The following is a 24,198-nucleotide window of genomic DNA, read 5'->3' on the forward strand; positions in this document are numbered from 1 at the left end:
ATGTCTGATGCATCCCTCTTCATCCGCCCGGGCACCGATCGTACCCGCGTCCTGGTGGTGCTGACCCTTGTTGTCTCGCTGGTGGCAAAGCTGCTGGGCTTCGTTCGGGTCCAGCAGATCGCGGCTCTGCTCGGCGCTACCATCTACGCCGACGCCCTGCTGCTGACCTTCCAACTGATATGGCTGCTGGAAACGGTGTTGGTCGCCGGGGCCGTCGTCCCGGCGCTGGTGGCGCGAATCTATCGGGTGGAGTCAGAGGAAACGGCCGAGGCGGCTGCCCGCCTGTTTCTGCATGCTGCCCTGTGGGCCACGTCCGCGACAGCTGCATACGGGGTGGGATTGTGGCTGTTCGCCGATCAGATCATCGCCCTCGCCGCGCCAGGCTTCGACAGTCAGGCCCGGCAGCTGTTTCGGGATCTCCTCGCCCTCAGTGTGGTTGCCCCCCTGTTTTTGACGCTTTCAGAATTTTCCAGCCTGGTGAACAGGCTGACTGGAAACGGCGTGTGGTATTCGGTGCCCCAGCTGGTCACTAATCTGACGGCTTTGGCGGGCCTGGTTCTGGGATTCCGTTGGCACGGCCCCACCGGAGCGGCGCAAGGAATGATCGCGGGCCTGTCGGTCGGCGCGATGGCAGTGGTGGGGCTGCAAGTTTCGGTCATGCCGCGCGATGCGGTCTCGAGCTTGTGGAGATTTCTCAAGGGGAAGGCTTCAAGGCCGATCACCCTGCCCCACGGAAAGGCCTACTGGGGCGCAGTCCTGGCGCTGGTCCTGTCAGTCCTGGTCGGGGAGTTGTACGTTTACATAGATTTCTACTTCGCTTCGACGGTCCGCCCGGGCGGAATCGGTTTGATCAGCTATGCGAGCCGATTGGCCAATCTGACCAACATGCTGCTCGTTTCGTCAGCATTCATCATTCTCGAACCCCGCTGGGCGCGCGCCTTGGCCGAGGATGGGTCCGGCGCATGGCGCAAGGCGGTCGCCCCTGACGCCGCGGCCTTGCTGAGCCTGCTTGCCGCACCGGTGGCGGTCCTGGTCTTCTTCGCGCCTCAAGCCACCGCCCTCATTTACCGAACCGGCTCGATGGCTCCGGCGGATGCAGCAGCGCTTAACCAACTGACCCAGATCTATGGCTTTTCTGTCCTCACCATCAGCGCCGCCTTAATACTCGCACGTATTCTCGTTCTTCACAGACAGACCCGCTGGATCGTCTGGACCAGTCTGGCCGTGCTTCCGATCAAGATCGGTTTCAGCATGGTGCTGGCCCCCCGTTTCGGGCTGAACGGCCTGGCCTGGGCGACGATCGGCGGGCTGACATTGCAGGTCGCCGCCTATGCCGTGATCCTCGTCCGGTCCGGGCTTGGGTTCAGCGTCTCCGGCGTGACGCCGAGGACGCTTCGATTGATCGCCGTGTTCGCGGCGGTATTCATTGCCGCGGGGAGCGTGGCCGCGCTCGGTCTGACACACCCGGTGCTCGTCGTCATGGCATGGGGGGGGATCGCATTGTTGAACATTGCGGTGGGCGTCGGGCTCAGTTTCGCCTATTCCGGCGCTGTTAGGAGCCTGTTGTCGTCCGCCGGTTGGCGGTCCCGGCTGGCGAAGCTTCTGGGAAGACACTGATGTGCGGGATATGCGGCGTCGTGTGGCGGCCGGATCAGAAGATCGAAGCCGGCGCGTCGGAACGTGTCACGCGGGTAATGATGGCAGCCATGAAGCATCGTGGCCCCGACGGGGAGGGTGTGCACCTCGGCCAGCGCGTCGCCTTGGGCCACCTTCGGCTGGCGGTCATTGACGTCGAAAGCGGCGCTCAGCCGATGTCGGCTCCGGATGGCCGGACGACGTTGATATTCAACGGCGAAATCTACAACTTTCAGGATCTCAGGCCCGATCTGGCAGCGCGAGGCTGGAACTTCCAGACCCGGTCTGACACCGAGGTCGTGTTGGCCGGCCATGTGCTGGAGGGTGACGCGGCGGACCGGCGTCTTAACGGAATGTATGCCTATGCCCGTCTGGAACAGACAGGCGGGTCCGAGGTCGTGACCCTGGCGATCGACCCCATAGGGATCAAGCCGCTTTACGTAGCTGAAACCGGGTCGGCCATCGTGTTCGCGTCGGAACTCCGGGGCATAATCGCGGCGCTTGAGACACTTGGCGAAACCCCCGAACTGGATGAGCAGGCTGTTGCCCAGTATCTGGCCCTGGGCTGGACCCCCGCGCCGCGCACCCTGCTCAGGGGCGTGCGCAAGATTCCTCGCGGCGGGCGATTGCGGATACATTCGGCAACCGGCGCAATCGATGTTCTCGAGCCCCAGCCACTGCCCGCGAAGGCGGAGTCGGCGACGGTCGAAGACCTCGAGGCCGCGCTTCGGGCGGCCGTCCGGCGCCAGATGATCTCCGATGTACCGCTCGGCTTCTTCCTGTCAGGAGGCGTGGACTCGAGTTTGCTGGTGGCGCTGGCTGCCGAGATGGGTCTCGAGCCGTTGACCTTCACCGTTCGTTTTTCTGGCGAGGGTCATGGCGTCGCGGCCGCGAATGAAGCCGATGTCGCGCGTGCCGTCGCCTCTCATTTCTCGACACGACATCACGAGTGCGAAGTCACCGGCACGGTGCTGACGGAGAGCCTGGACGACGCCCTGTCGGCAATGGACCAGCCGATCGCCGACCCGGCCTGCCTTCCCCTGCTGCTGTTATCGCGTTTCGCCCGCGAGCAAGTGACTGTTTGCCTGTCAGGAGACGGGGGTGACGAACTGTTCGCCGGCTATCCGAGGCATCAGTGGACCGGCTGGAAGCAGCAATGGAGAGGATTGCCGGGCGCAATCCGTAGCCCGTTGCGAGCGGCTTCGGCGTTTCTGCCGCAGGCCCCCGCCAGCGGCGTTGCGGAATTTCTTCGCCGGGCGCGAGTGGGTTTCGATCTGATCGATGACGAAAACTACTTCTCGGGGCCGTTTTCGGGATTGCGGGGGCGAGAGCTCGATCCGCAACCTGAGTTGCCGGACTGGGCCCGTAACGTCGCTTACGACGGCGACAAGATGCTGGAGGCGGACTTCGCGGGAGAGTTGGTCGGGCAAATGTTGCCGAAAACCGATCACGTTTCCATGTCGGCCAGCCTGGAATGCAGGGTGCCTCTGCTCGACCTTGAGGTCGTCTCGATCGCCAGGGCCATGTCGCTCTCGCAGAAGCGGCGAGGAGCTCGGGGCAAGCTGCCGCTCCGCGAACTGTTGGGCCGGCGCCTGCCCGCAAGTATCGCCGAGCGACCCAAGCACGGGTTCCGTGTTCCCCTCACAAGCTGGTTTCGGGGCGAGCTCTCGAGCCTGGTTCACGAACGGTTGCTGTCAACAGATCGCCCCGCAGCGGGACTGTTGCCCGTGTCCGCCGTGCAGCGCCTGGTCGACCAGCACATGTCGGGCGCCGCCGAACACTCCAGCCAGATATGGAGCCTTCTGGCGCTGCACACCTGGATGGACCGTCACGGGTTGAAATAGGCCATCTGACTGCGTCAGCCGCCGACGACCTCCGGCTTGGCTCCTGCCGCCCGGAACGCACCCAGAATTCGGTCTGTGACCTTCTCGATCGTTAGTCGTTCCATGACTTCGCGTCGTGCTCGCTCTCCCCTTGAGCGCCGTAGCTCGGGATCGGAGACCAGCCTGTCCAGATTGACGGCGAGGGCATCGACGTCGCCGATCGGGGTCACCCACCCGGCTTCCCCTTCCGCAGTAAGCTCGCCGAGGCCGGCTATGTCGCTGCCGATCCACGGAAGGCTCATGCACATGGCTTCTACGATGGAGTTCGGAAAGAACTCTCCCTGCGTGGAGGCCAACGCATAGATGTCCATGGCGTCGAGCAGCTGGGGCGTGTCGAAGCGTTGCCCGACGAAGATCACCCGATCCTCCATCCCGACTTCCCGCGTAACGGCCTCGACCGAAGGGCGTCCGCTGCCGTCGCCGACGAGGAGAACCCGAAGGCGGGGGTGCTTGTCCTTGAGCTTTGCCGCCGCGCGTACCAGCAGGTGTTGACCCTTGCCCGCCCCTTCCTCCCCAGGGAAGGCGACCATTGCGCCGACCGACCCCACGACCACCTCGTCGGTCAGGCCGAGCGACTTTCGCTGATCGGCGCGTTGCCGCGTACTGGGCACGAAACGAGTGGTGTCCACCCCATTGTAGGTGACCACGATCTTCTCGGATGGCACTCCGAAACTGATGAGCCGTTGACGGGTCTTCTCACAGACGCCCAGGAGGATGCCGGGAACCCGCTGCCAGACCTGGTTCCGCCAGTTGTGTGACGCTCGCTCCTCCACGCCGCGCACGCTCGTCACACAGGGTAGTCTGGTCCCCACAGTCAATCCCGCGAGCCAACCGCAGATGGTTGCTGCGGCGTTGTGACCATGAATCACGTCTGGTCGTTCCCGGTGGATGATTCGGGCCAAGGCTGCGATGCCCTTGGCCACGCTCACCGGATCATGCCGGTCATGAGCCAGCTCGGGGATGACGTGTACGGCAAAGCCGGCCTCGATCACCAGCGGCATGAGAACGCCGCCGCTGGTCGCGAACGACACCGTGTGGCCTCTGGCGCGCATCTGTTTGGCCACGGTCAGGGCCTGGGTGCCTGGCCCCATATCCGGCAGGTTCGACCGGATGACGAGAATGTGCATGATAGTCCTCTGATGCTAGTGGAGGCCGTCGATCGAGGCTGCAAGGCGCTGCAGCAACCGGATGACGTTCGAGGTCGCGGAGCCTAACGGCGGCATTGAAAAGTCCTTCGAGGGCAATGCAAAGCGCCGCCCGGCGATCAGGTCTACGGCCCCATCGAGCGACTCGACGACTTGCGCCAGGCCATACCGCGGAAAACCCGCTTCGTGGGCGAAGGTGACGCAGACAACAGGTTTTCCGAGGAGAGCGGCCTGAAGTCCCATCGTGCTGACCTCGACGCAGACAAGGTCTGCCGTCAGCAAGGCTTCCTCCGGGGTCAGAATTCCAAGGTCCAGCACCCCGTTCCGGGCCCCTTCCGGCATTTCAAACGGTGCATTCGGGTGGGGTCGCAGCAGGTAGGCGAAACCCGGATCCCGCTCGCAGATGCGCTCCATCGCGGCAACGACCTCGTCGGGCCGGGCGTAGGGGCGCTGATCGCTCGCCACTGCTCCCAGCTGCGCAGCGGGCCAGAGAATGACAGTGCGATCCGACAGTCCCAGCCGAAGACGAAGCGCGTCGCGGCGCGCGCCGTCGTCCGGTCGCGGCCTCATTGTGTCGAACGCCGGATTTCCGGTTACGTGGGTTTGGGTTCCGACCAGGCCGTCGCGCGCCAGCTCTTCCGCAACGACCGGACTGATCACCGTCAGGTGGTCGGCGTAATCGCCTGACAGGATCCACTCGCGCTCATCGACCAGGAAAAGGTCCCCCATCGCTACAGAAGGGATGCCCTGGCGGCGAGCGGCCCGGAGGAGAGCGAGTTCGAACCGCGGACTGGTGGTCGAGATCACCAGATCGGGCTTCGTTTGCAGAAGATAGCGTTCCATCGCCGAGACAGGCAAAAAGGCCTTGCGACCTTCTATCCGCACCCGGCGCATAGCCTCGTCGAGACCCAGTTGTTCGGCCAGGTCTCTCAGGCCGATCGTGAAATAGGCCTCGGTTTCTTCACGCGTGACATCGGCGTGGCCGTCGCCTGTCAGAAGCGTCAGCGCCGCTTCCCGGTAGGGTGCGTCGGCGGCAGGATCCGGGTCGAGCATTTTGATTACCGACCCCGCTTCAAGATCGGCGCGTTCAAAGGCGGCGCGCGCGGTTGTGAATCCGACCAGATCGACATCCGCGCCGAGCGCTCGAAGGCCCCTGGCGACGGGCGCGATCATCGCCGCATGCCCCCCACCATAGGCGGCCATAAGGATGCGCGGCGGTCGAACGGTCACGACGCCGACCGGCGATGCCGCCGCTCGGCCGCCACCGCTTCTATCGCCCTGGCCGAATCGACCCGGTTCCGCTCCAGCTCAGCGGCGCTTGCTGTGTTGAACCCGGCATAGATCGCCTGCAGCTTGGCGACCTCGGAATCGAAGTTCGCCGCGAGCAGTTCCGCCAGATTGGCGGCGCCGTTATGGAAGCCGCGCGACAGGATCGTCGCCGTCGAGCCAAGACGAACATGCTCACCCAAGATCTGTTCTGGCGGAACCAGGCCCTCCCCGGCGCGGGCGATCCCACCCAGCCCAAATGGCACGCCGGCCTGACGCAGCGCCGCGCACGGCTCCTCAAGGAGGCCCTGGGCCAGCGGTTCGAACATGAAGTCCATGCCGAGATCGAGGTGAAGGTCATTGAGGCCGATGTGCAGTGCGGTGAGTGGAACGGTCCGCAGAATTTCGGGGACCGCCGACAGCGCCCCGGCCGTCTCGACCAGCGGCAGGGCTTCGACCCGGCCCGCAAGCAAGTCCACGAATCGCGCCAGTTCGTCCCGACTTCGAAACATGGGCAGCATGACGCTGTCCGCCCCGCGCGCCAGGACGTCATCGATCTCTGCGCGGCTGCCGGCGTTCAGCGGGTTGATACGGACCAACAGATGAGCGTCAGGCGCGGCATCCCGAATTCGACTGAGATCATTGGGGGTCTGGCGACTCTTCCAGGTGTCCAGGTGACCCTGTCTCTGGTCTTTCCCCAGATGCTCAAGGTCGATGAACAGGCGCGTCACGCCATGCCCGAAGACGTAGCGCGCGATGTCCGGGTCGTTCACGATCATCAGAAATTGAAGCGGCCCGGGCTCCGGCTTCGAGCTCGTGCGGGTCACGTCGCCCCCCCTGGCGGGGTCGCGGTCGCCTGCGCGAGCGATTGGGGATCGCGATCGACGAACAGGCGGAACCAGATCTCGAGGGAAATCAGCGCCCGCAACTGCCGGGTATGGTTGGCGACGCCTGAAAGATGCGCATTCAGCATGTCGTGAACCGCGCTCTCTGCGACGAGGCCCCGTGCTCCCAACCGCCCGTCCAACAGCATTTCCCTGCAGTATCCGGCGAGCTTCTGGCGGAACCACTCGCCCACCGGCACCGTGAACATCTGTTTGGAGCGGCGGGTGAGGGCGCGACCCAACATAGGCTCCACAGCGTCCTTCAGGATCGCCTTCGTCTGGCCCCCCGCCAACTTCATGTGGCCGGGAATGGAGAAGGCGAACTCGGCCAGCCGGTAGTCAAGGAACGGGGATCTGACCTCCAGCGAGTTGGCCATCGCCATCCGGTCGGGCTTCACCAGGTTGTTGCCTGGCAGCAGGGTCAGCGTTTCCGCCATCAACACACGATTGATCGGATCCTGATGGTCGGCGCGACGAATCTCATCGGTCAAAGCCTGATGAGGACGGGTATCCCGGAAGGCTTCGTGCAATGCGCCGATCAGCAGCCCCTCATCCTGACCAGGCAGTAGAAGACCCGAATCGCGCGCAAAACCCTCCTCCCACCCAGGGCCGAGGTGGTCTGTCTGTCCGTTCGGGAAGATGTTGAGATACTTCTCATAGCCAGCGAACAGCTCGTCGCCGCCATCGCCGGTCAGGACCATCTTCACGTCCCGCGCGGCAAGGCTGGAGACCTGGTCGGTCGGAATGAATGACACGTCGCCGTGAGGCTGGTCGCAGTGCCAGATAAAGCGGGGCCACCGATCGACGCCGTCGTTCGACATCTGCTCGGTCCGGTGATCGGCGCCAAAAAGACGGGCGGCCTCGACTGCGTACTCGGTTTCGTCGAACCGCGGATCGTCGAAGCCGATGGAATAGCTTCGCACGGGTTCACGCGCGTGTCGGCTCATGAAGCCCACGACCGTACTGCTGTCGAGCCCGCCGGACAGGAAGGCTCCGAAGGGAGCATCCGAGCGCATGCGAATCCGGGTGGCGTCGTCCAACAGCGCCAGGATCCCCTCTTTCGCCTCGCCTTCCGACATGCCGGCTCGGGGCTGGATGGTCGCGAGGTCCCAGTAGCGGCTGATCTTCAGGCCGCCCAGGGCGCTGATCTCGGCCATGCAGCCCGGCGGGAGATGCCTGATGCCCTCGAAGACCGTGCGCGGCTGAGGGACGTAGTTCAGGGCAAAGTATTGAGCGAACGCTGCGAGATCGGGCCTGACCTCATACCCCGTCGTGAGGATCGCCTTGATCTCCGAAGCGAACCAGAGACGGTCACCGTCTCCACCCGCCAGATACAGCGGCTTCACGCCCAAGCGGTCTCGATACAGGCGCAAGGTCCTTTGTCGCCCGTCGTAAACCGCAATGGCGAACATCCCGTTCAGGCGTCTGACGAACTCCGGACCCCAGTGCTCGTAGGCGCGCAGCAAGACTTCCGTGTCACCGGACGTATTGAACCGGGCTCCCGTCTGTTGAAGCTCCTCACGCAGTTCGATGAAGTTATAGATTTCGCCGTTCTGGACGATGACCACTTCGCCGTCGTCGGACAGCAGCGGCTGATTGCTCGCCTCGCTGAGGTCGAGAATTGAAAGCCGACAGTTGCCCAAGGCGGTGTCGTCATTGGAGAAGCAGCCGGTGGCGTCGGGGCCACGGTGGCCGATTGATCGAGCCATCGCATCGAGCGTGGCGCGATCTGTTGCGCCCCGCCCGAAATGGAAGGTTCCGAAAATGCCACACATCAGATTGAAGCCTTGCTGCAACTTTGAACGCGCTCGGTCACCGTGCCCAACGGCTCTCCGAGAGGGGGACCTCCGGCTTGCTGCAAACACTCGAGGTCGGTACTCGGGACGAAAGCCGGTCCGACGTCTGTCCGCTGGTCAGCGTCGATACAATCGAGCACGGGGCCTCATGCTTACAGGGGGGGGCAGCCGGGTGAGACCAAGGTCCCTACAATACTCGATCTCATTAGGCTACATCGCGGCAAGCCTGTCCCGTCCTCCGTGAATCGAACAAATGTCCCAGACCATGAGACGTCTCGACCCCCTGTTGATCCGGTCCGTCGACCTGCTGTTCGCATTGGGCCTCCTGATTGTTCTGGCCATTCCCATGGGGGTCATCGCCCTGATGATCCGGGCCGAGGATCGGGGCCCGGCGCTGTTCGTCCAGCGCCGGGTCGGCAAGGGCGGCAGGGCGTTTGAAATCCTCAAGTTTCGAACCATGCGGGTGAACCCGGTGAGCGGTTCGGGACGGGTCGAGGGCAGCGGACCAGCCGCGTTGGCGGAGGCCCGCAGCCGATTTCAGACCACCACCGCCAACGACCCCCGCATCACACGGATCGGCGGCCCTCTGAGGGCCATGCATCTGGACGAGTTGCCCCAGGTGATCAACGTGCTCGCGGGACATATGTCGGTTGTCGGAGTGCGGCCCGACACCCCTGCCCAAGAGGCCGACTATGCGCCAGCCTACTGGATCGAACGCCATAGTCTGCGTCCGGGCATCACCGGGCCAGCCCAGTTGTACAATGTTTCAAGTCTTGACGAACGTACCCGTCTGGAGCGCCTTTGGCTGCGTGATCCCACCTTCAGAGCCTATATTCACGCCGTGGTGGGAACCGTGGGAAAGGTGCTGCGGCGATCAGGCGTGTGACGACCGCCACGATCGCCGGTCCTGGCGCCGCCCGCTACGGCGCCGCCGTCGAACCCGAATAATTTGTCGAGACATCCCGGGCAGCCGTGGCGCTGACGGCTCGCGCTTCACGTTGAGCCTCCAGGCCGAGGGAGATCATGTTGCCCATGATCGGCAGCATCAGCACCAGCTGAACCATCCGGTCTGCGCCAAAGGTCAACGCCTCGAAAAAGCCGAGCCAGACGATTCCGACCAAGGCGAAGCAGACGTATGCTGAAATGGCGGGGCTCCGCAGACGAACGATGCTGATCCAGACGCAACGTATGCCGAACCATGCGAACAGAGCGATTATCAACCACCCAACCGCGCCTGTTTCAGCCAGGATCTGGACCCAAGTATTGTGAAAATGCGGGTACTCGATGTCCACCAGCATTGCCTGCGGCACCAGATTGCTGGTCGATCCCCACCCCCATCCGGTCAAGGGCCGTTCTGTCCACAAATCCCAGCCATATCGGGTCAGTTCGATGCGTTGCAGCGCAGAGTAGTTGATCTGACCGCCGATCTGGAGACTGAGCAGGTCGCGGCTGTGGTAGATGATGGCGCCCGCGGCGACCAGCATTGTGGCCTTAATGAGCGGTCGGTTGAACAGGAAGTAGAAAGTGCCGGCGAGCATGACCGCGGACACGGCGGTGTTGCTTCGGCTGACCGCGAGCAGCGGGGCGATCGCCAGCATGGCGGCGAGGGCCAAATAGTGCGGACGACGCTCCCAGAGCATCAGGGTCAACGCCGGCAGCACTCCCATGAAGGTCACAAAGATCGAGCCTTCGTTCGACCCTCGCGCCAGATAGATGTGCGGGGTCTCGGTCAGACCCACGAACGAGAGGGCGATGGCCAAGAGCGCCATGGCGGTGGCGCCGTACACCATGCAGCGGAGATAGAAGCGGATCCGTTCGGCTGATGCGAATTCGTGCATGAGCTGGAAGGCGATGAACACGAAGAGTCCGAGGTGAAGGAGCTTGGTGATCGTCCGCCCGGTTATCGGCGAGAACAGGGAGATCAGGGCGATCAATCCCACCATCCCGAGGACGATCAGTTCAGTTCGCCCCAGCCGACGTATCGGTAGCCGGTAGCCGCTGTTCACAAACAGCAGCACCGCCAGGGACACCACGGCAATGTGGATGTTGCCGGCGCCAAGGGCAAAGAACACCAGCCAGTGCCGCACGAACTCGAAACGTGGCGTGCGAATCAGGCTGGCGAGCAGCGCCAGGAGCGAAATGGCGATCGAAGCGGCGGTGAGTATCACGGGTGCGACTTTGCAGGTGAGTTGTTGCGCCAGACTGGCGTCGGAGTGTGGCAGGCGCCCAACGTCAATGTCGGATAGGATCAGAGGGCGCCAGACAAATCACAACCCCGGGCCTTCATTATTGGAGGATGGCGCGACCCTCCTGGCGCCACCAGTCGACAAAGCGCTGTGCGCCCTCGTCAAACCCGATCCGCGGAGAGTATCCCGTCAACGCCTTGATCTTGGAGATATCGGCGAAGGTGGAGGTGACATCGCCGGCTTGCGGCGGGCGCATGATCTTCACCGCTTCACGGCCGAGCACCCGCTCCAGCGAGCGGATCATGTCCATGAGGCCCACGGGACTGCTGTCACCGATGTTGTAGACTTCGTGCAATCCCGGCCCCGCCGGTGCGTCCAGCACCCCGATCACGCCGTCGACGATATCGTCAATGTAGGTGAGGTCCCGGGCCATGCGGCCCTCTGCGAACACTTCGATGGGTTCGCCGCGCTCGATTTTCCGGGTGAAGCTGAAATAGGCCATGTCCGGCCGACCCCATGGACCATACACGGTAAAGAAGCGCAATCCCGCCTGGGGTATGCCGTACAGGCTGGAGTAGCAGTGGCTCATGAGTTCGCACGAGCGCTTGGTCGCCGCATAGAGCGAAACAGGCTGCACCGACGGCTCATCTTCACGAAACCCCTGATTGCCGATCGGTCGGTCGCCGTAGACGGAACTGGACGATGCGTAGACCAGTTTTTCCACCTGGCCATGGCGACAGGCCTCAAGCACCGCAAGGTGGCCGGCCAGATTCGAGCGTTCATAGGCAAAGGGGTTCTCGAGCGAGTAGCGAACCCCGGCCTGCGCGGCGAGGTGAACCACACGCCGCACCCCTCGCTGCCTGACGATATCCGTCACAAGCCCTTCCTCGGCGATATCGCCGCGCACCATCGTGAAGCCGGGTAGGGCAGCCAGCCGTTGCTCCCGCGCGATCTTCAAGCGCGGATCGTAGTAGGCGTTGAAGTTGTCCAGACCAATGACTGTCTCGCCCCGGCGGGCCAAACGCTCCGCGACATGCATTCCGACAAAGCCGGCGGCGCCGGTCACGAGGATGGTCATTCAGCGCGCTCCATGGCGGATGCGGGGCTTTACCGGACACAACGGAGCGGCACAATGAGGCCCTGGACGCAACATGCGCCATCTACCGTTGCGCTCGCGTGCCCCTTGCCGTTACAGACCACCGGCGCGACTGGACATCGCCAATAGCGAAATGATGCTGGCCGCGGCTTGAGAAGCGTCTCCGCCGGCGTCGGGACTGGATATAAGGGGATTGGCCGTGAAGCTTGCCGGAAAACGGGTTCTGGTTACCGGTGCCGACGGTTTTATCGGGTCTCATCTGACCGAACACCTTGTTGACATCGGCGCGGACGTTCGGGCGTTCGTCTACTACAACAGCTTCAACTCATGGGGCTGGCTGGATGATGTCGATGCTCAGCATCGTGATCGTTTCGAGGTGTTCGCGGGGGACATCCGCGATCCCAATGGCGTCCGGACCGCGATGAAGGGATGCGATGTGGTCCTGCATCTGGCGGCCCTGATCGCCATCCCTTATTCCTATCATTCCCCTGACACCTACGTTGACACAAACGTCAAGGGGACGCTCAACGTCGTGCAGGCGGCGCGCGACCTCGGGGTCGAGCGCGTCGTTCACACCTCCACCAGCGAGGTCTACGGAACGGCTCGTTTCGTGCCGATCACCGAGGAACATCCCCTGCAGGGCCAGTCGCCCTATTCGGCCAGCAAGATCGGCGCTGACCAGATCGCGCAAAGCTTCTTCCTGTCGTTCGAGACGCCTGTGGCGACCATCCGGCCATTCAATACCTATGGTCCGCGACAGTCCGCCCGTGCCGTCATCCCGACGATCATTACCCAGATCGCAGGCGGAGCCGAGAAGATTCAGCTCGGCGCCGTTCATCCGACCCGGGATTTCAACCATGTGAGAGATACTGTGCGCGGTTTCGTCGCCGTCGCGGAGGCCGACGCCGCTGTGGGCGAGGTTGTGAATATCGGCAGCAACTTTGAAATCTCGATTGGCGACACGGCGTCGCTCATCGCTGAACGCATGGGCCGGGAAGTTTCGATCGTTGCGGACGATCAGCGTATGCGGCCCACCGGGAGCGAGGTGGAGCGGCTCTGGGCGGACAATGAGAAAGCCGCCCGCCTGACCGGGTGGACACCCGACTACGCCGGCCGGGACGGCTTTAGACGCGGCCTCGACGAAACCATCGCCTGGTTCACCGACCCGGCCAACCTGCGTCGCTACAAGGCCGATGTGTACAATATCTGAGGAGAACGACGTGCTTGCTCGAAGGCTGGCTCCCCCCGCGACGGTGACGACGGAAATCCTGCTGGCCGTGCGGTCCGTTCTCGGCGAGACCCAGGCCCAGATACCGCTCCACGAGCCGGAATTCGCCGGCAACGAGTGGGCCTTCGTGAAGGACTGTCTTGATACGGGCTGGGTGTCGTCGGTCGGCGCCTACGTCGATCGGCTCGAGCGCGACCTGGCGGCCTATACGGGGATCTCGCACGCTGTCGTGACAGCGAACGGTACGGCAGCCCTGCACATCTGTCTGCTGGTCGCCGGCGTCGAGCCCGGGGACGAGGTGCTGGTGCCCGCCTTGACCTTTGTGGCCACCGCCAACGCGGTGTCCTACGCTGGAGCGATCCCCCATTTCGTCGATTCGGAGAGCCGGACCCTGGGCGTCGATGCTGATCGCCTTGAGGACCATCTGGCCTCCACGGCGCGTGTCGAAGGTGAACGATGCGTCAACCGCTCGACCGGGGCGACGATCCGGGCCCTGGTCGTGATGCACGCCTTTGGCCATCCCTGTGATCTTGACGCGCTGTCCGCCCTCGCGGAGCGCTGGAAGCTGGTCTTGATCGAGGATGCGGCGGAGTCGCTCGGTTCACTTCATCGCGGCGTCCACACGGGCAATGTCGGCGCCGTTTCTGCTCTGAGTTTTAACGGAAACAAGGTGCTGACGACGGGTGGGGGCGGAGCCGTCCTGACCAACGATGCAGGGCTGGCGCGCCGCGCCAAGCACCTGTCGACCACTGCTCGGGTCCATGATCGCTGGAACTTTGTGCATGACGAGGTGGGATACAATTACAGGATGCCCAACCTGAACGCCGCCCTGGGTTGCGCTCAGCTCGAACAACTTCCGGACATGCTGGTTCGCAAGCGGGCGCTGGCCGCCCGTTATGCCGAAGCGTTCCGGCCGATCGTCAGCGCGGACTTTCTGGCGGAACCTGAGGGGTCCACCAGCAACTATTGGCTCAACACGATCGTCCTGGCCCCGGGGGAGGCAGCCGCGCAGGAACACGTGCTGGAGGGGTTGAACGCCGCAGGTTACATGTCCCGACCCGTGTGGACGCTCATGCACCGGCTTCCGATGTACGCGGCCTGTCCGCGGGCGGACCTGACGGTGGCCGAGGACATGGCGACACGGGTGATTAACGTGCCCAGCAGCCCTCGCCTGGTGAACCGGGCCGGGTCATGAGCGGGGTGCTCGCCCTCATTCCCGCCCGGGGTCAGTCGAAGGGCATACCGCGCAAGAACATCCGCGATCTCGCGGGAAAACCCCTGATCGTCTGGACGATTGAAGCGGCGCTTGCAGCGCGTGGGATCGACTCGGTGGTGGTCACGACCGACGACGAGGAGATTGCGGAGATTGCACGCGCTGCGGGCGCGGAAGTTCCGTTCCTGCGGCCCGGGAATCTGGCCACCGACGGGGCGCCCGGGATCGCTCCTGTCATGCACGCGCTGGAAATGTTGCCGGATGCGACGAGCCTGCTCCTGTTGCAGCCGACCTCGCCGCTTCGCGGGACCTCGGATATCGAGGGTCTGTTGGCGATGGTCGAAGCGACGAAGTCGGAGAGCGTCGTATCGGTATGTGCGGTGGCGGAGCATCCTGCATGGATGTTCGCGCGCTCCATGGAAGGCCGTCTGACGCCGTTTCTGGAGAGTCCGTCGGCGGCGCGGCGGCAGGATCTCGAGCCGCTCTACGTCCTGAACGGGGCGATGTATTACGCGCAGCGGGATTGGCTGATGTCTCACCGTGCGCTCACGGGGTCCGGCACGTTGGGATATGTCATGCCGGACGATCGCTCGCTGGATATCGACACCCCCTTCGATCTGCGGCTCGCCGAAATTCTGCTGATGACCCGCAGCGCCTGAGAGGTTGGCTTGGAACGACTGTTCATCTTCGGTGTGGGAGGGCAGGCCCGGGAGTTGGCGGGTGTAGCCGCTGCTCTGGGCTATGTGCCGGTTCTGCTGTCGCAATCGGCAGACAAGGCTCCGTCGATAACGTCGGACCTGGAAGTTATCGAAGAGGCGGAGGCGGTCCTTCTCGACGGTTCCGCATTCGCAATCGGCATCGGGGACAATATCGCCCGCGCCCGTGTCGCGGCTCGATACCAGGACCGTCTGACCTTTCCATCCCTGTTGCACCCGGACGCCAGTTTCGGCTTGGGCCAACGGGAATTCCTGAGCGCTTGCCGGGGGGTCGTCGTTCAGGCCGGTGTGCGAATAACAACCAACGTCGCGGTCGGCGACTTCTGTAATTTCAATCTGAACGCCACCGTTTCCCATGATTGCAGGATCGGCGCTTTCAGCACTCTTTCTCCCGGAGCCTCTGTGGCCGGCTCCGTGCACATGGGGGCTGGCGTCTGGATCGGTGTCGGGGCCGTCGTGAGCAACGGCACGGCGGATCGCCCCCTTTCCATTGGAGACAACACCGTGATTGGCGCTGGAGCAGTCGTGATCCGGGACTGTCAGGCTGATGCAGTATATGCAGGCGTTCCAGCGAGAAGAATAAGATGAACACCCTCATTATCGCCGAGGCGGGCGTGAACCACGACGGCGATCTGGATGTCGCGCTGCAACTTGTCCGGGTCGCGGCGGATGCGGGCGTCGACATGGTCAAGTTCCAGACTTTCGTGGCCGATCGAATGGTCGCGCATCACGCGCCAAAGGCCGGCTATCAGGTCGCCACGACCGATGCTGCCGAAAGTCAGCGGGAGATGATCAGCCGGTTGGAACTGTCGCGTTCCGATCACGAGGCCTTGATCAGGGAATGCGAGAAGCTCGGAGTCCGGTTCTTTTCAACCGGGTTTGATCTCGAAAGCCTCGACATGCTGATCGAACTCGGGATCGACCGCATCAAGGTGCCATCCGGCGAACTGACAAATCTTCCATACCTGCGCCACGTGGCCACCAAGGGAGTTCCTGTCATCCTCTCGACAGGCATGGCGACCTTGGGGGAAATTGAGGACGCGATCATGGTCATGGAGGAGGGTGGAGTGCGGCGCTCCGATTTGACTGTGCTCCACTGCAACACCGAATACCCGACGCCGATGGGGGATGTGAACCTGCGCGCGATGGGCAACATCGCGTCGGCCTTCAACATCGCCGTGGGCTATTCTGATCATACGCTTGGCATTGAGTTGCCGGTTGCGGCTGTGGCCTTGGGGGCGACCGTGATCGAGAAGCATTTCACCCTGGACCGAAACCGCGCCGGCCCAGATCATCGCGCCAGCCTGGAGCCGGCTGAATTGAAGGCTATGGTTTCGGCCATTCGCAACATCGAAAAGGCCATGGAGGGCGACGGCGTCAAGCGGCCCAGTCCGAGCGAGATCAAGAACCGCGATATCGCTCGCAAATCTCTGGTCGCCCAGACGCCCATCAGCGCGGGTGAACAGTTCACGGCCGGCAACGTGACCGCCAAGAGGCCCGGCACCGGCATCTCCCCGATGCGGTGGGACGAGGTCATGGGCCGCACGGCGTCGCGCGACTTCGCGGCTGATGAACTCATCGTCCTATGAGCCGGAGGGTTTGCATCGTCACGGGCACGCGCGCCGAATATGGCTTGCTGAGAGGCGTGGTTGAAGGGGTAGCCGAGGCTCCGGACCTGATCCTGCAGACCGTGGTCACCGGCACGCACCTGTCCCCCGAGTTCGGCATGACGGTGGGTGAGATCGAGGCCGATGGCGTCGTCATCGACGATCGCGTCGAAATGCTGCTGAGCTCCGACACCGCGGTCGGCGTCGGCAAGGCCATGGGGCTGGGACTGATCGGCTTCAGCGACGTGTTCGCGCGGCTCAAGCCCGACGTCGTCGTGGTGCTGGGCGACAGGTTCGAAATCTTCGCCGCAGCCGCGGCTGCGATGGTGGCCGGCGTGCCGCTCGCCCACATTCACGGCGGGGAAACAACGGAGGGCGCGTTCGATGAATCGATCCGCCATTCAATTACGAAGATGTCTCACCTGCACTTTGTTGCAGCGGCCCCGTACCGTGATCGCGTCATTCAGCTGGGGGAGGATCCTGACCGGGTGTTTCTCGTCGGCGGTCTGGGCGTGGACGCCATCAATCGGCTGACGTTGATGGATCGATCGGCGCTGGAGGCCGATCCCGGCGTCCGGTTCCGATCCCGGAATCTGCTGATCACCTTCCACCCAGTTACGCTGGACGACGATGACGCCGATGCGCAGGTGCAGGCCTTGTTCGATGCCTTGGACTCTATGGGGCCGGACACCGGACTGATATTCACCTTGCCGAACGCCGACACGGGCGGTCGCGCCCTGGCGCGGCAGATCGAAGACTACGCCGCCGCGCGTCCGAACGCCGTGGCCTATCCGTCGCTCGGGCAGCTGCGTTATCTTTCCTGCATGGCCCAGGTGGACGCGGTGGTCGGCAACTCCTCCAGCGCCCTGCTGGAGGCGCCGTCGTTCGGCATCCCCACAGTCAACATCGGAGACCGTCAGGCTGGACGGTTGAAGGCGGCCAGCGTAATCGATTGTGCGCCGCAACGAGACGCGATAGAGGCTGCCTTGGCCCGTGCTCACTCTCCAGAATTCCGGAAGCAGACGGCGACCGCCGCCAATCCTTACGGCGAAGGGGGGGCTTCGGAGGCCATCGTGCGGGTCCTGCAAGAGCATCCGCTTCGGGGGCTTTTAAAAAAGCGCTTCCGCGACGTAGCGGTGTACGGCGCCTTCCCGCACGTCGGGAATGGCGTCAGGGAATAGGTCGATGGTTTCCAATCAGTGGCGCGCTTGCCTGCTGCCCGCGGGGTCGACCCTGCAGCAGGCGATCCAGCAGCTGGATGTTGCCGGCTTGCAGATCGTCATCGCGGTTGACGAAAGGGAACGGCTGGTCGGAACTATCACTGACGGTGACATTCGTCGCGGGCTGTTGCGCGGTCTCGGGCTGGATAGTCCGGCCTCCCTCATCCTGAACACCTCGCCCCTGGTGGCGCCGCCTGGCCTGTCGGCCGACGCGATCAACAAGATCATGTACGCCAACAAGGTGCATCAGCTGCCGGTGGTCGACGAGACCAACCGCGTCATCGGGCTCCACGTTTGGGACACGCTGATCGCCTTGGCGAAGCGGCCCAATCTCATGGTGGTCATGGCCGGTGGGCGGGGCGTGCGGCTGCGCCCGCATACCGAGAACTGCCCCAAGCCCTTGCTGGCCGTCGGAGGCAAGCCGATGCTGGAGCATATCATCGAGCGCGCGTCGGCGGACGGCTTCGACCGGTTCGTGATCGCGGTACATTACCTCGGCCATATGATCGAGGACCATTTCGGTGACGGCTCCGCCTGGAATGTCCACATCGACTACGTGCGCGAGGATACGCCACTCGGCACGGGAGGGGCGCTGAGCTTGCTGGAGCGGCCGGACAGTCCGTTCCTGGTGACCAACGGCGACGTCCTGACTGACGTGCGGTACAGCGATATCCTCAGCTTCCATGACCGGAACGCCGCCGCAGCAACGATGGCGGTGCAGTCGCATGAATGGCAGCACCCTTTCGGCGTCGTCCGTACGGAGGGAGTCGACATTGTCGGATTTGAGGAAAAGCCCATATTCAAGAGCCATGTGAACGCAGGTGTTTACGCTCTCAATCCGGACGCGCTCGACTGTCTGGAATACAACAAGCACTGCGACATGCCCGCCCTTTTCGAGCGCCTGCAGGCGGCCGGACGGCGCACTATTGTCTACCCCATGCACGAACCTTGGCTCGATGTTGGTCGACCGACTGACCTCGAGCAGGCGCGCACCGCCCATACGGACGCCTGAAGGCGCCGTTCACCAAGTTCTGAGAAGGCCTCGCCATGAAGATCGGTCCCAGTCCCAGCGTCGATATCTCGCGCTTCAACCGGCCAGAGCCGGAGCTGGAGGTCTATTACGGCCTGCCGCGTGAAGTCCGCTTCTGCGTGCAATGCAACATGTCCAATCAGCAGCCGATGTCAGCGAACGAATACACGCACGGGCACGGCTCAACCAAGACGACGATCAGCTTCGACGAAGACGGCGTATGTCACGCATGTCGCTTCAATGCGATGAAGGACGATGGCGAAATCGACTGGGACGAGCGCGAGCGCGAACTGATCGAGCTCTGCAACAAATATCGTCGTACCGACGGCGGCTACGACTGCATCGTGGGCGGGAGCGGAGGCAAGGACAGCGCCATGCAGTCGCACCTGCTCAAATACAAATACGGAATGAACCCGCTCACGGTGACCTGGTCACCGCATCTCTACACTGACATTGGGTGGAAGAACTTCCAGCAGTGGCTGCACGTGGGAGGGTTTGACAACTATCTCTACACGCCAAACGGAAAGATCCATCGATTGTTGACGCGGAATGCAACAATCAATCTTTTGCATCCCTTCCAACCGTTCATTCTCGGCCAGAAAACATTCGTGGCCAAAATGGCCGCCCAGATGAATATCCCGTTGATATTCTATGGTGAAATGCCTGGCGAGTATGGGGAACAGATCAGTCACAAGACGTCCAGTTATGCGGCCGCCGGCGAAAAAGCCGAAAGCGAGGGCTTCAAGCTCGATTATTTCGGTGATCGTGATCTGAGAGATATATTGCTGGGTGGAAAACCGATCGGGGAATATCTCGATGAAGGTGTCGCTCTTGTTGATCTCAAGAGCTATCTACCTCTGGATCCGGATGTGCTCACACAGAAGGGCATCGACTGGAAGTATCTGGGTTATTACAAGAAGTGGGTGCCCCAAGAGGCCTATTACTACGCCGTTGAACACACCGGGTTTGAGGCCAATCCGGTGCGTACCGAGGGGACCTATTCGAAGTACAATAGCCTGGATGACAAGGTTGACGGGTTCTTCTACTTTACTCGCTGGATCAAATTCGGCGTCGGGCGCGCCATGATGGATTCCGCACAGGAAATTCGTAACCACCATATCACGCGCGAAGAAGGCCTCTCGCTGATGGAGCGATATGAGGGCGAATACCCTGCTCGTTATGAGGCCGAGTTCCTCGATTACATCGGAATGTCGCGCGAGGAGTTTCTTGCCGTCTGCGACCGGTTCCGTTCCCCTCATCTCTGGTCCGTGCAGGACGGGGAATGGAAGTTGCGCCACACGCCCTGGGGGCGAACGGATCAGCGTGCATGAGAAATACCCGGTTGATCGCAAGGCTGGACGTCAAAGGTCCCAATCTCATCAAGGGGATCCATCTCGAAGGGCTGCGGGTCATCGGCGATCCGCAGGACTATGCCCGGCGATACTATGAGCAGGGCGCCGACGAACTGATCTACATCGACATCGTGGCCAGTCTTTACGGTCGCAACAGCTTGGGCGACATCGTCTCGCGGACCGCACGGGATGTCTTCGTGCCACTGACGGTGGGGGGCGGACTGCGTTCTATCGATGATGTCCGCGCCATGCTCAGGGCCGGCGCCGACAAGGTGGCGATAAACACAGCGGCTCTTCGTCGCCCCGAACTGGTGACCGAGATCGCTCAACGGTTCGGTTCCCAATGCATGGTTCTGGGAATCGAGGCCAAGCGGAGCGGCCCCGGCCGGTGGGAGGCGTTCACGGACAACGGCCGAGAATCCACGGGTGTCGATGTGGTCGATTGGTGTCGGCTCGGCTACGAGCGGGGCGCTGGCGAAATTCTTCTGACGTCTGTCGATCAGGAAGGAACGCGCAAGGGGTTCGACACTGAATTGATCGAGGCGGTTACGCGCGTTGTGCCGATCCCGGTAATCGCCAGCGGCGGGATGGGATCGGCGGCCCATATGATCAGCGCTGTCGCCCATGGCGCCGACGCGGTCGCAATGGCGGACATCCTTCACTACAACCGGTCAAACCTGTCCGACATCCGGGAGGCGGCGGTCGCGGCGGGCCTGCGCGTCCGGCGCGATGCGGAGGTTCGGCCGTGACGGCGATTGTCCATGTAGTCGATTATGGAATCGGCAATCTTTACAGCGTGGCGCGCGCCATCGAGCGCGCTGGCGGGGAGGCTCGTCTGGTGTCATCAGCGGCCGGGATAAGGGCTGCTGACCGGCTTGTCCTGCCCGGAGTCGGAGCCTTCGAACCCTGTATCCGCACGCTCTCAGACAGCGGGCTGACCGACGAGGTTCGGGCGTTCGCCGCGAGCGGGAGACCGTTCCTCGGCATCTGCGTGGGCATGCAGCTGCTGTTCGACTACAGTCTCGAGTTCGGACGGCACGAGGGGTTGGGACTGGTCGCCGGGCACGTCGCGCCCATTCCGCCGGCGGACCAGGCGGGGGTGCGAAAGGTTCCTCATATCGGCTGGAGCCCGCTCCTGAAGCCAGAGACGCGGACCTGGGACGGCACCCTTCTTGACGGCGTTGAGCCCGGGGCCTCCTCCGCCTATTTCGTGCACTCCTATAGCTGCATCCCGGAGGATGATGATCGACGCCTGGCGAATGTCGACTACGCCAACTATCCCGTTTGCGCGGCTGTCCAACAGGACAACATCACGGCATTTCAATGCCATCCCGAGAAGAGCGGACCTCTGGGCCTCCGTATTCTCGAGCGATTTCTTCATACCTAGCTGGCTCGGCCAGGCCCCGAATCCAGAGGCACCAGATCCCAATCGATGAACGCAACATTAGGCCGGGCTCAGTGTGGTCCCTGTGCCGGACCTGCGGTATGACCCGCAGGGGAGCAGATATGACGAAGACACTCGAACGCATAAGCCAGCACAGCTTCTTGCCGGAATTTCTCCCGGCGGGTGCCCGAGTGCTGGACCTTGGCGGCAACCGGGGCGAGTTCACTGTTCCGATGGCGCTTCGCTATGGCTGTCTGGTGACCGCGGTGGAGCCGGTTCCCCAGCTCGCCCGAGACCTCGAGGCGCGCGGCATCGATGTTATCCAGGCCGCGATCACGGCCTACGACGGCGAAGTCGCCCTTACCTACGACATGGACAAGGAGTTGACAGGTTCGGTGATGGATCTCGCCGTGGTGGGCGGTCTCCTTGAAGCTACCGGCTCAAGAACCACAACCATGGTCGCAGCGGCGTCGCTGGAGTCGATCCTCAAGAGGACCGGCCCGGTTAGTCTGCTGAAAGTGGATATCGAAGGCGCGGAACTCGATATGATTCTGGAAGCAAACGCGGACACCTTGCGGAGTATCGATCAGATCACCGTCGAATTTCACGATTTCTGGTATCCCGAACTCAGGGATCGAACTGAGGAAGCCAAGCAACGTCTCAAGGACATCGGTTTCCATATGATACGGTTCACGCCCAACAATAAGGACGTTCTGTTCATCAACAAGCGCCTGCCGTTACCTACGTGGAAACGGCTCTATATTTCCAGCTGGCTAAGAAACATCAACGGCTTGTGGCGCGCGGGGCGTGTCGGCATGACCGCAGTCACTTCGCGATTAGGCCGTGCGCGCGCAGGCATTCAAGAACAGCATTCAGCTGCCTGACCGTGCTGGCGGCGTCTGTCGCGTCGTCGATGGCAGGATGTTGCGCTCCCACCACCTGCTTGCCTGCCACCCGAACGCCTTCGCTGAGGTTCGCCGTCCTGAATCTTCGCGAGTCCTTGCCCAGACTCGTTACGCCGGTTCCCAGCGGATTGATCGATTCTCCCCCTCCGATGTTGACGTCGCGATAGGCTCGAAGTTTTCTGTCGAACCCCAGAATCTCGAGTTCGTTGCTCGTGTTCCCTCGGAGCATGAGAAGGGTGTCGTCGTTGCTGGTATTCACAGCCTCCAGGCTAACGTCGTTGAACAGCACGGCTGTCTGCGTGAAGAAGGCCGTCGCGTTCACTCCAGCCGGCAAGGCGGGCGCTGCGGCCTGACCTACTCCGGAGAAAACATGTACGCCCTGCATGTATTTCGCGCCGTCGTGGGTCTCGAACCAACCCAGATCGCCGGCGATGCAGACAAGGTTTGTACAGTTTTCCGGCGCCAGCAGGGTGACCCGGGACGACGCCGAATAGCCACCCATGATCTCACAGCGATCGGACCCCTTCAGGAATTCCACGTCAGCTACAGCGCTGTCCTCGAAGCGGACAGCGTGGAGCTGGGCCCCCAAGGCCCTGATCCTGACCGAGACGCCGCAACCCTCGAAGCGCGTCCCGATAATGCGGGGTGTGTCCAGATAGTCGTCCGGGCCCGCATCGGCCCCCACCGTGCAGTTCAGGTATTCACCCCCGACGACCATGCAGGAGTTGGCGCCCCTGCCAAACTCAAGCCCCTTGGAGAGAGCGTGCCCGGAACAGTTGGTGACGGTGTTGGTGTAGGCCCCCTGGTTTCTGGGGGATCCGAATCGGACGCCGGTTCCGAGTGCAGATCTCCGGTTGCTCCCACCTCGAAAATGGCAACGGTTGACGTTGAAATTGTTGCATGAGGACAGGTCGATGCAAATGCAGTCCTGGCCCGACAGGTCGAACCCGATGTCCTCGATCAGCCCATAGGCGGAGGTCCCCTCGGTCGCCGATCCATTGTAGAATATCGCTTGGCCTGACCGCATGGATGCAGCCGGTTTTATGATCGAAGCATAGCGGCCGGCCCCCCGGAAGCTCGTGCCGGCCTCGTTCAGATTGCCGACCTGGCCGAGTCGGTAGGTTCCCGCGGGTACATGGATAATCTTGCCGGGATGCGCCGCCGCCGCCGCGACAAAGGCTGCCGTGTCATCTCCGGTTCCCTCGCCCGTCGCCCCGAAGTCTGCCACGCTGACGAGTTCCTGAGCCTTTGCCCTGGCCGTGCGGCGGACGGCGCCGGCTCCCGATTGAACGAAGCCCAGGTTCCCAAACGCTTCCTCGCTGTCCGCCAGATCCGAGAGATTCGCGGTTCGATCGACCTTCCGGGACAGATCGGAAACGTTGGGCGCCGGCAAGGCGGGGGTGACGGTCTGGCGCCCGTCCTTCGCCAGGGTGTCCGGCGCGGTTGGTTTCGCGTCCGCGGAGCTTGTAAGCGCCCCTGCGAGGCCGGCCGCGCCCAGAGAGACGAGGGTTCGCCGGTTCAGCCGATCGCCGTCGGTATGGGCCATGTAAGTCCTCCTGCCGGGACACAAATTTCACTGATGATCGTTCGGGCTGCCATATAACTCCGCGACCCGACCCCCGATCCCGGCGGGCCCATAACGTCGCCGCGGC

The 24,198-nt window shown here is 62.9% G+C and carries 21 protein-coding genes; 14 read left to right on the forward strand and 7 right to left on the reverse strand.

Going from position 1 to position 24,198, the window contains the following annotated elements; all coding sequences use genetic code 11:
• On the forward strand, positions 1–1,617 hold the full coding sequence (locus ASD59_RS02435; RefSeq protein WP_055827775.1) for a lipid II flippase MurJ: 1,617 nt from the start codon (positions 1–3) through the stop codon (positions 1,615–1,617).
• Positions 1,617–3,479 (forward strand): asparagine synthase (glutamine-hydrolyzing), encoded by a 1,863-nt coding sequence (gene asnB, locus ASD59_RS02440; RefSeq protein WP_055827777.1) that lies wholly within the window; start codon positions 1,617–1,619, stop codon positions 3,477–3,479. Before ASD59_RS02435 ends, asnB (ASD59_RS02440) begins: the two co-directional genes overlap by 1 nt.
• Before the next feature lie 14 nt (positions 3,480–3,493).
• Here the strand turns inward: asnB (ASD59_RS02440) and ASD59_RS02445 are convergent, their stop codons facing one another.
• The 4 genes from ASD59_RS02445 to asnB (ASD59_RS02460) are packed head-to-tail and all read right to left on the reverse strand — an operon-like array spanning position 3,494 to position 8,609.
• The gene (locus ASD59_RS02445; protein ID WP_055827781.1) at positions 3,494–4,645 is read right to left on the reverse strand and encodes a glycosyltransferase; all 1,152 of its coding nucleotides are present in this window, start codon (positions 4,643–4,645) and stop codon (positions 3,494–3,496) included.
• Positions 4,646–4,660: 15 nt separating this feature from the next.
• Positions 4,661–5,836, reverse strand: coding sequence for a hypothetical protein (locus ASD59_RS02450; protein WP_156376899.1), 1,176 nt, complete (start codon positions 5,834–5,836; stop codon positions 4,661–4,663).
• Between the two features lie 53 nt (positions 5,837–5,889).
• Positions 5,890–6,756 (reverse strand): aldolase/citrate lyase family protein, encoded by an 867-nt coding sequence (locus ASD59_RS02455; RefSeq protein WP_156376900.1) that lies wholly within the window; start codon positions 6,754–6,756, stop codon positions 5,890–5,892.
• Entirely contained in the window at positions 6,753–8,609 is a 1,857-nt protein-coding gene (asnB, locus tag ASD59_RS02460; protein ID WP_200943548.1) for an asparagine synthase (glutamine-hydrolyzing), read from the reverse strand. The genes ASD59_RS02455 and asnB (ASD59_RS02460) overlap by 4 nt, the downstream gene beginning before the upstream one ends.
• 253 nt (positions 8,610–8,862) lie before the next feature.
• Here asnB (ASD59_RS02460) and ASD59_RS02465 point away from each other — a divergent pair, with 253 nt between their 5' ends.
• On the forward strand, positions 8,863–9,495 hold the full coding sequence (locus ASD59_RS02465; RefSeq protein ID WP_055827792.1) for a sugar transferase: 633 nt from the start codon (positions 8,863–8,865) through the stop codon (positions 9,493–9,495).
• A 34-nt stretch (positions 9,496–9,529) separates the two neighbouring features.
• Here ASD59_RS02465 and ASD59_RS02470 read toward each other — a convergent pair whose 3' ends face one another.
• Positions 9,530–10,777: an O-antigen ligase family protein gene (locus ASD59_RS02470; RefSeq protein WP_055827795.1), complete on the reverse strand. Its 1,248-nt coding sequence runs from the start codon at positions 10,775–10,777 to the stop codon at positions 9,530–9,532.
• A 118-nt stretch (positions 10,778–10,895) separates the two neighbouring features.
• The gene (locus ASD59_RS02475) at positions 10,896–11,873 is read right to left on the reverse strand and encodes an NAD-dependent epimerase/dehydratase family protein (protein WP_055827798.1); all 978 of its coding nucleotides are present in this window, start codon (positions 11,871–11,873) and stop codon (positions 10,896–10,898) included.
• 217 nt (positions 11,874–12,090) lie between these two features.
• On the opposite strand from ASD59_RS02475, the gene ASD59_RS02480 reads away from it, so the two are divergent.
• From ASD59_RS02480 to ASD59_RS02525, 11 genes are all read left to right on the forward strand, one after another.
• Positions 12,091–13,101 (forward strand): NAD-dependent 4,6-dehydratase LegB, encoded by a 1,011-nt coding sequence (locus ASD59_RS02480; RefSeq protein ID WP_055829646.1) that lies wholly within the window; start codon positions 12,091–12,093, stop codon positions 13,099–13,101.
• A gap of 10 nt (positions 13,102–13,111) precedes the next feature.
• Positions 13,112–14,314 (forward strand): LegC family aminotransferase, encoded by a 1,203-nt coding sequence (locus ASD59_RS02485; protein WP_235561698.1) that lies wholly within the window; start codon positions 13,112–13,114, stop codon positions 14,312–14,314.
• Entirely contained in the window at positions 14,311–14,991 is a 681-nt protein-coding gene (locus ASD59_RS02490; protein ID WP_055827803.1) for an acylneuraminate cytidylyltransferase family protein, read from the forward strand. Before ASD59_RS02485 ends, ASD59_RS02490 begins: the two co-directional genes overlap by 4 nt.
• A gap of 9 nt (positions 14,992–15,000) precedes the next feature.
• Positions 15,001–15,636 (forward strand): hypothetical protein, encoded by a 636-nt coding sequence (locus ASD59_RS14145; protein ID WP_056615068.1) that lies wholly within the window; start codon positions 15,001–15,003, stop codon positions 15,634–15,636.
• The gene (gene neuB, locus ASD59_RS02495) at positions 15,633–16,637 is read left to right on the forward strand and encodes an N-acetylneuraminate synthase (protein ID WP_055827805.1); all 1,005 of its coding nucleotides are present in this window, start codon (positions 15,633–15,635) and stop codon (positions 16,635–16,637) included. Before ASD59_RS14145 ends, neuB begins: the two co-directional genes overlap by 4 nt.
• Positions 16,634–17,836, forward strand: a complete 1,203-nt coding sequence (gene neuC / locus ASD59_RS02500) for a UDP-N-acetylglucosamine 2-epimerase (protein WP_055827808.1) — start codon at positions 16,634–16,636, stop codon at positions 17,834–17,836. Before neuB ends, neuC begins: the two co-directional genes overlap by 4 nt.
• 4 nt (positions 17,837–17,840) lie before the next feature.
• The gene (locus tag ASD59_RS02505; protein WP_055827810.1) at positions 17,841–18,887 is read left to right on the forward strand and encodes a nucleotidyltransferase family protein; all 1,047 of its coding nucleotides are present in this window, start codon (positions 17,841–17,843) and stop codon (positions 18,885–18,887) included.
• Between the two features lie 35 nt (positions 18,888–18,922).
• Positions 18,923–20,236, forward strand: a complete 1,314-nt coding sequence (locus ASD59_RS02510) for an N-acetyl sugar amidotransferase (protein WP_055827813.1) — start codon at positions 18,923–18,925, stop codon at positions 20,234–20,236.
• Complete coding sequence (gene hisF / locus ASD59_RS02515) at positions 20,233–21,006, forward strand: imidazole glycerol phosphate synthase subunit HisF (protein ID WP_055827817.1); 774 nt, start codon at positions 20,233–20,235, stop codon at positions 21,004–21,006. The genes ASD59_RS02510 and hisF overlap by 4 nt, the downstream gene beginning before the upstream one ends.
• Complete coding sequence (gene hisH / locus ASD59_RS02520; protein WP_200943550.1) at positions 21,003–21,644, forward strand: imidazole glycerol phosphate synthase subunit HisH; 642 nt, start codon at positions 21,003–21,005, stop codon at positions 21,642–21,644. Before hisF ends, hisH begins: the two co-directional genes overlap by 4 nt.
• 119 nt (positions 21,645–21,763) lie before the next feature.
• The gene (locus ASD59_RS02525; protein ID WP_055827820.1) at positions 21,764–22,525 is read left to right on the forward strand and encodes an FkbM family methyltransferase; all 762 of its coding nucleotides are present in this window, start codon (positions 21,764–21,766) and stop codon (positions 22,523–22,525) included.
• Here ASD59_RS02525 and ASD59_RS02530 read toward each other — a convergent pair.
• Positions 22,467–24,092 carry a glycosyl hydrolase family 28-related protein gene (locus tag ASD59_RS02530; RefSeq protein ID WP_055827823.1) on the reverse strand — a complete coding sequence of 542 codons (1,626 nt, stop codon included), beginning with the start codon at positions 24,090–24,092 and terminating at the stop codon, positions 22,467–22,469. The genes ASD59_RS02525 and ASD59_RS02530 overlap by 59 nt on opposite strands.
• Positions 24,093–24,198 lie beyond the last annotated feature (106 nt).

This window comes from Brevundimonas sp. Root608 (assembly GCF_001427825.1).
GTDB lineage: Bacteria > Pseudomonadota > Alphaproteobacteria > Caulobacterales > Caulobacteraceae > Brevundimonas.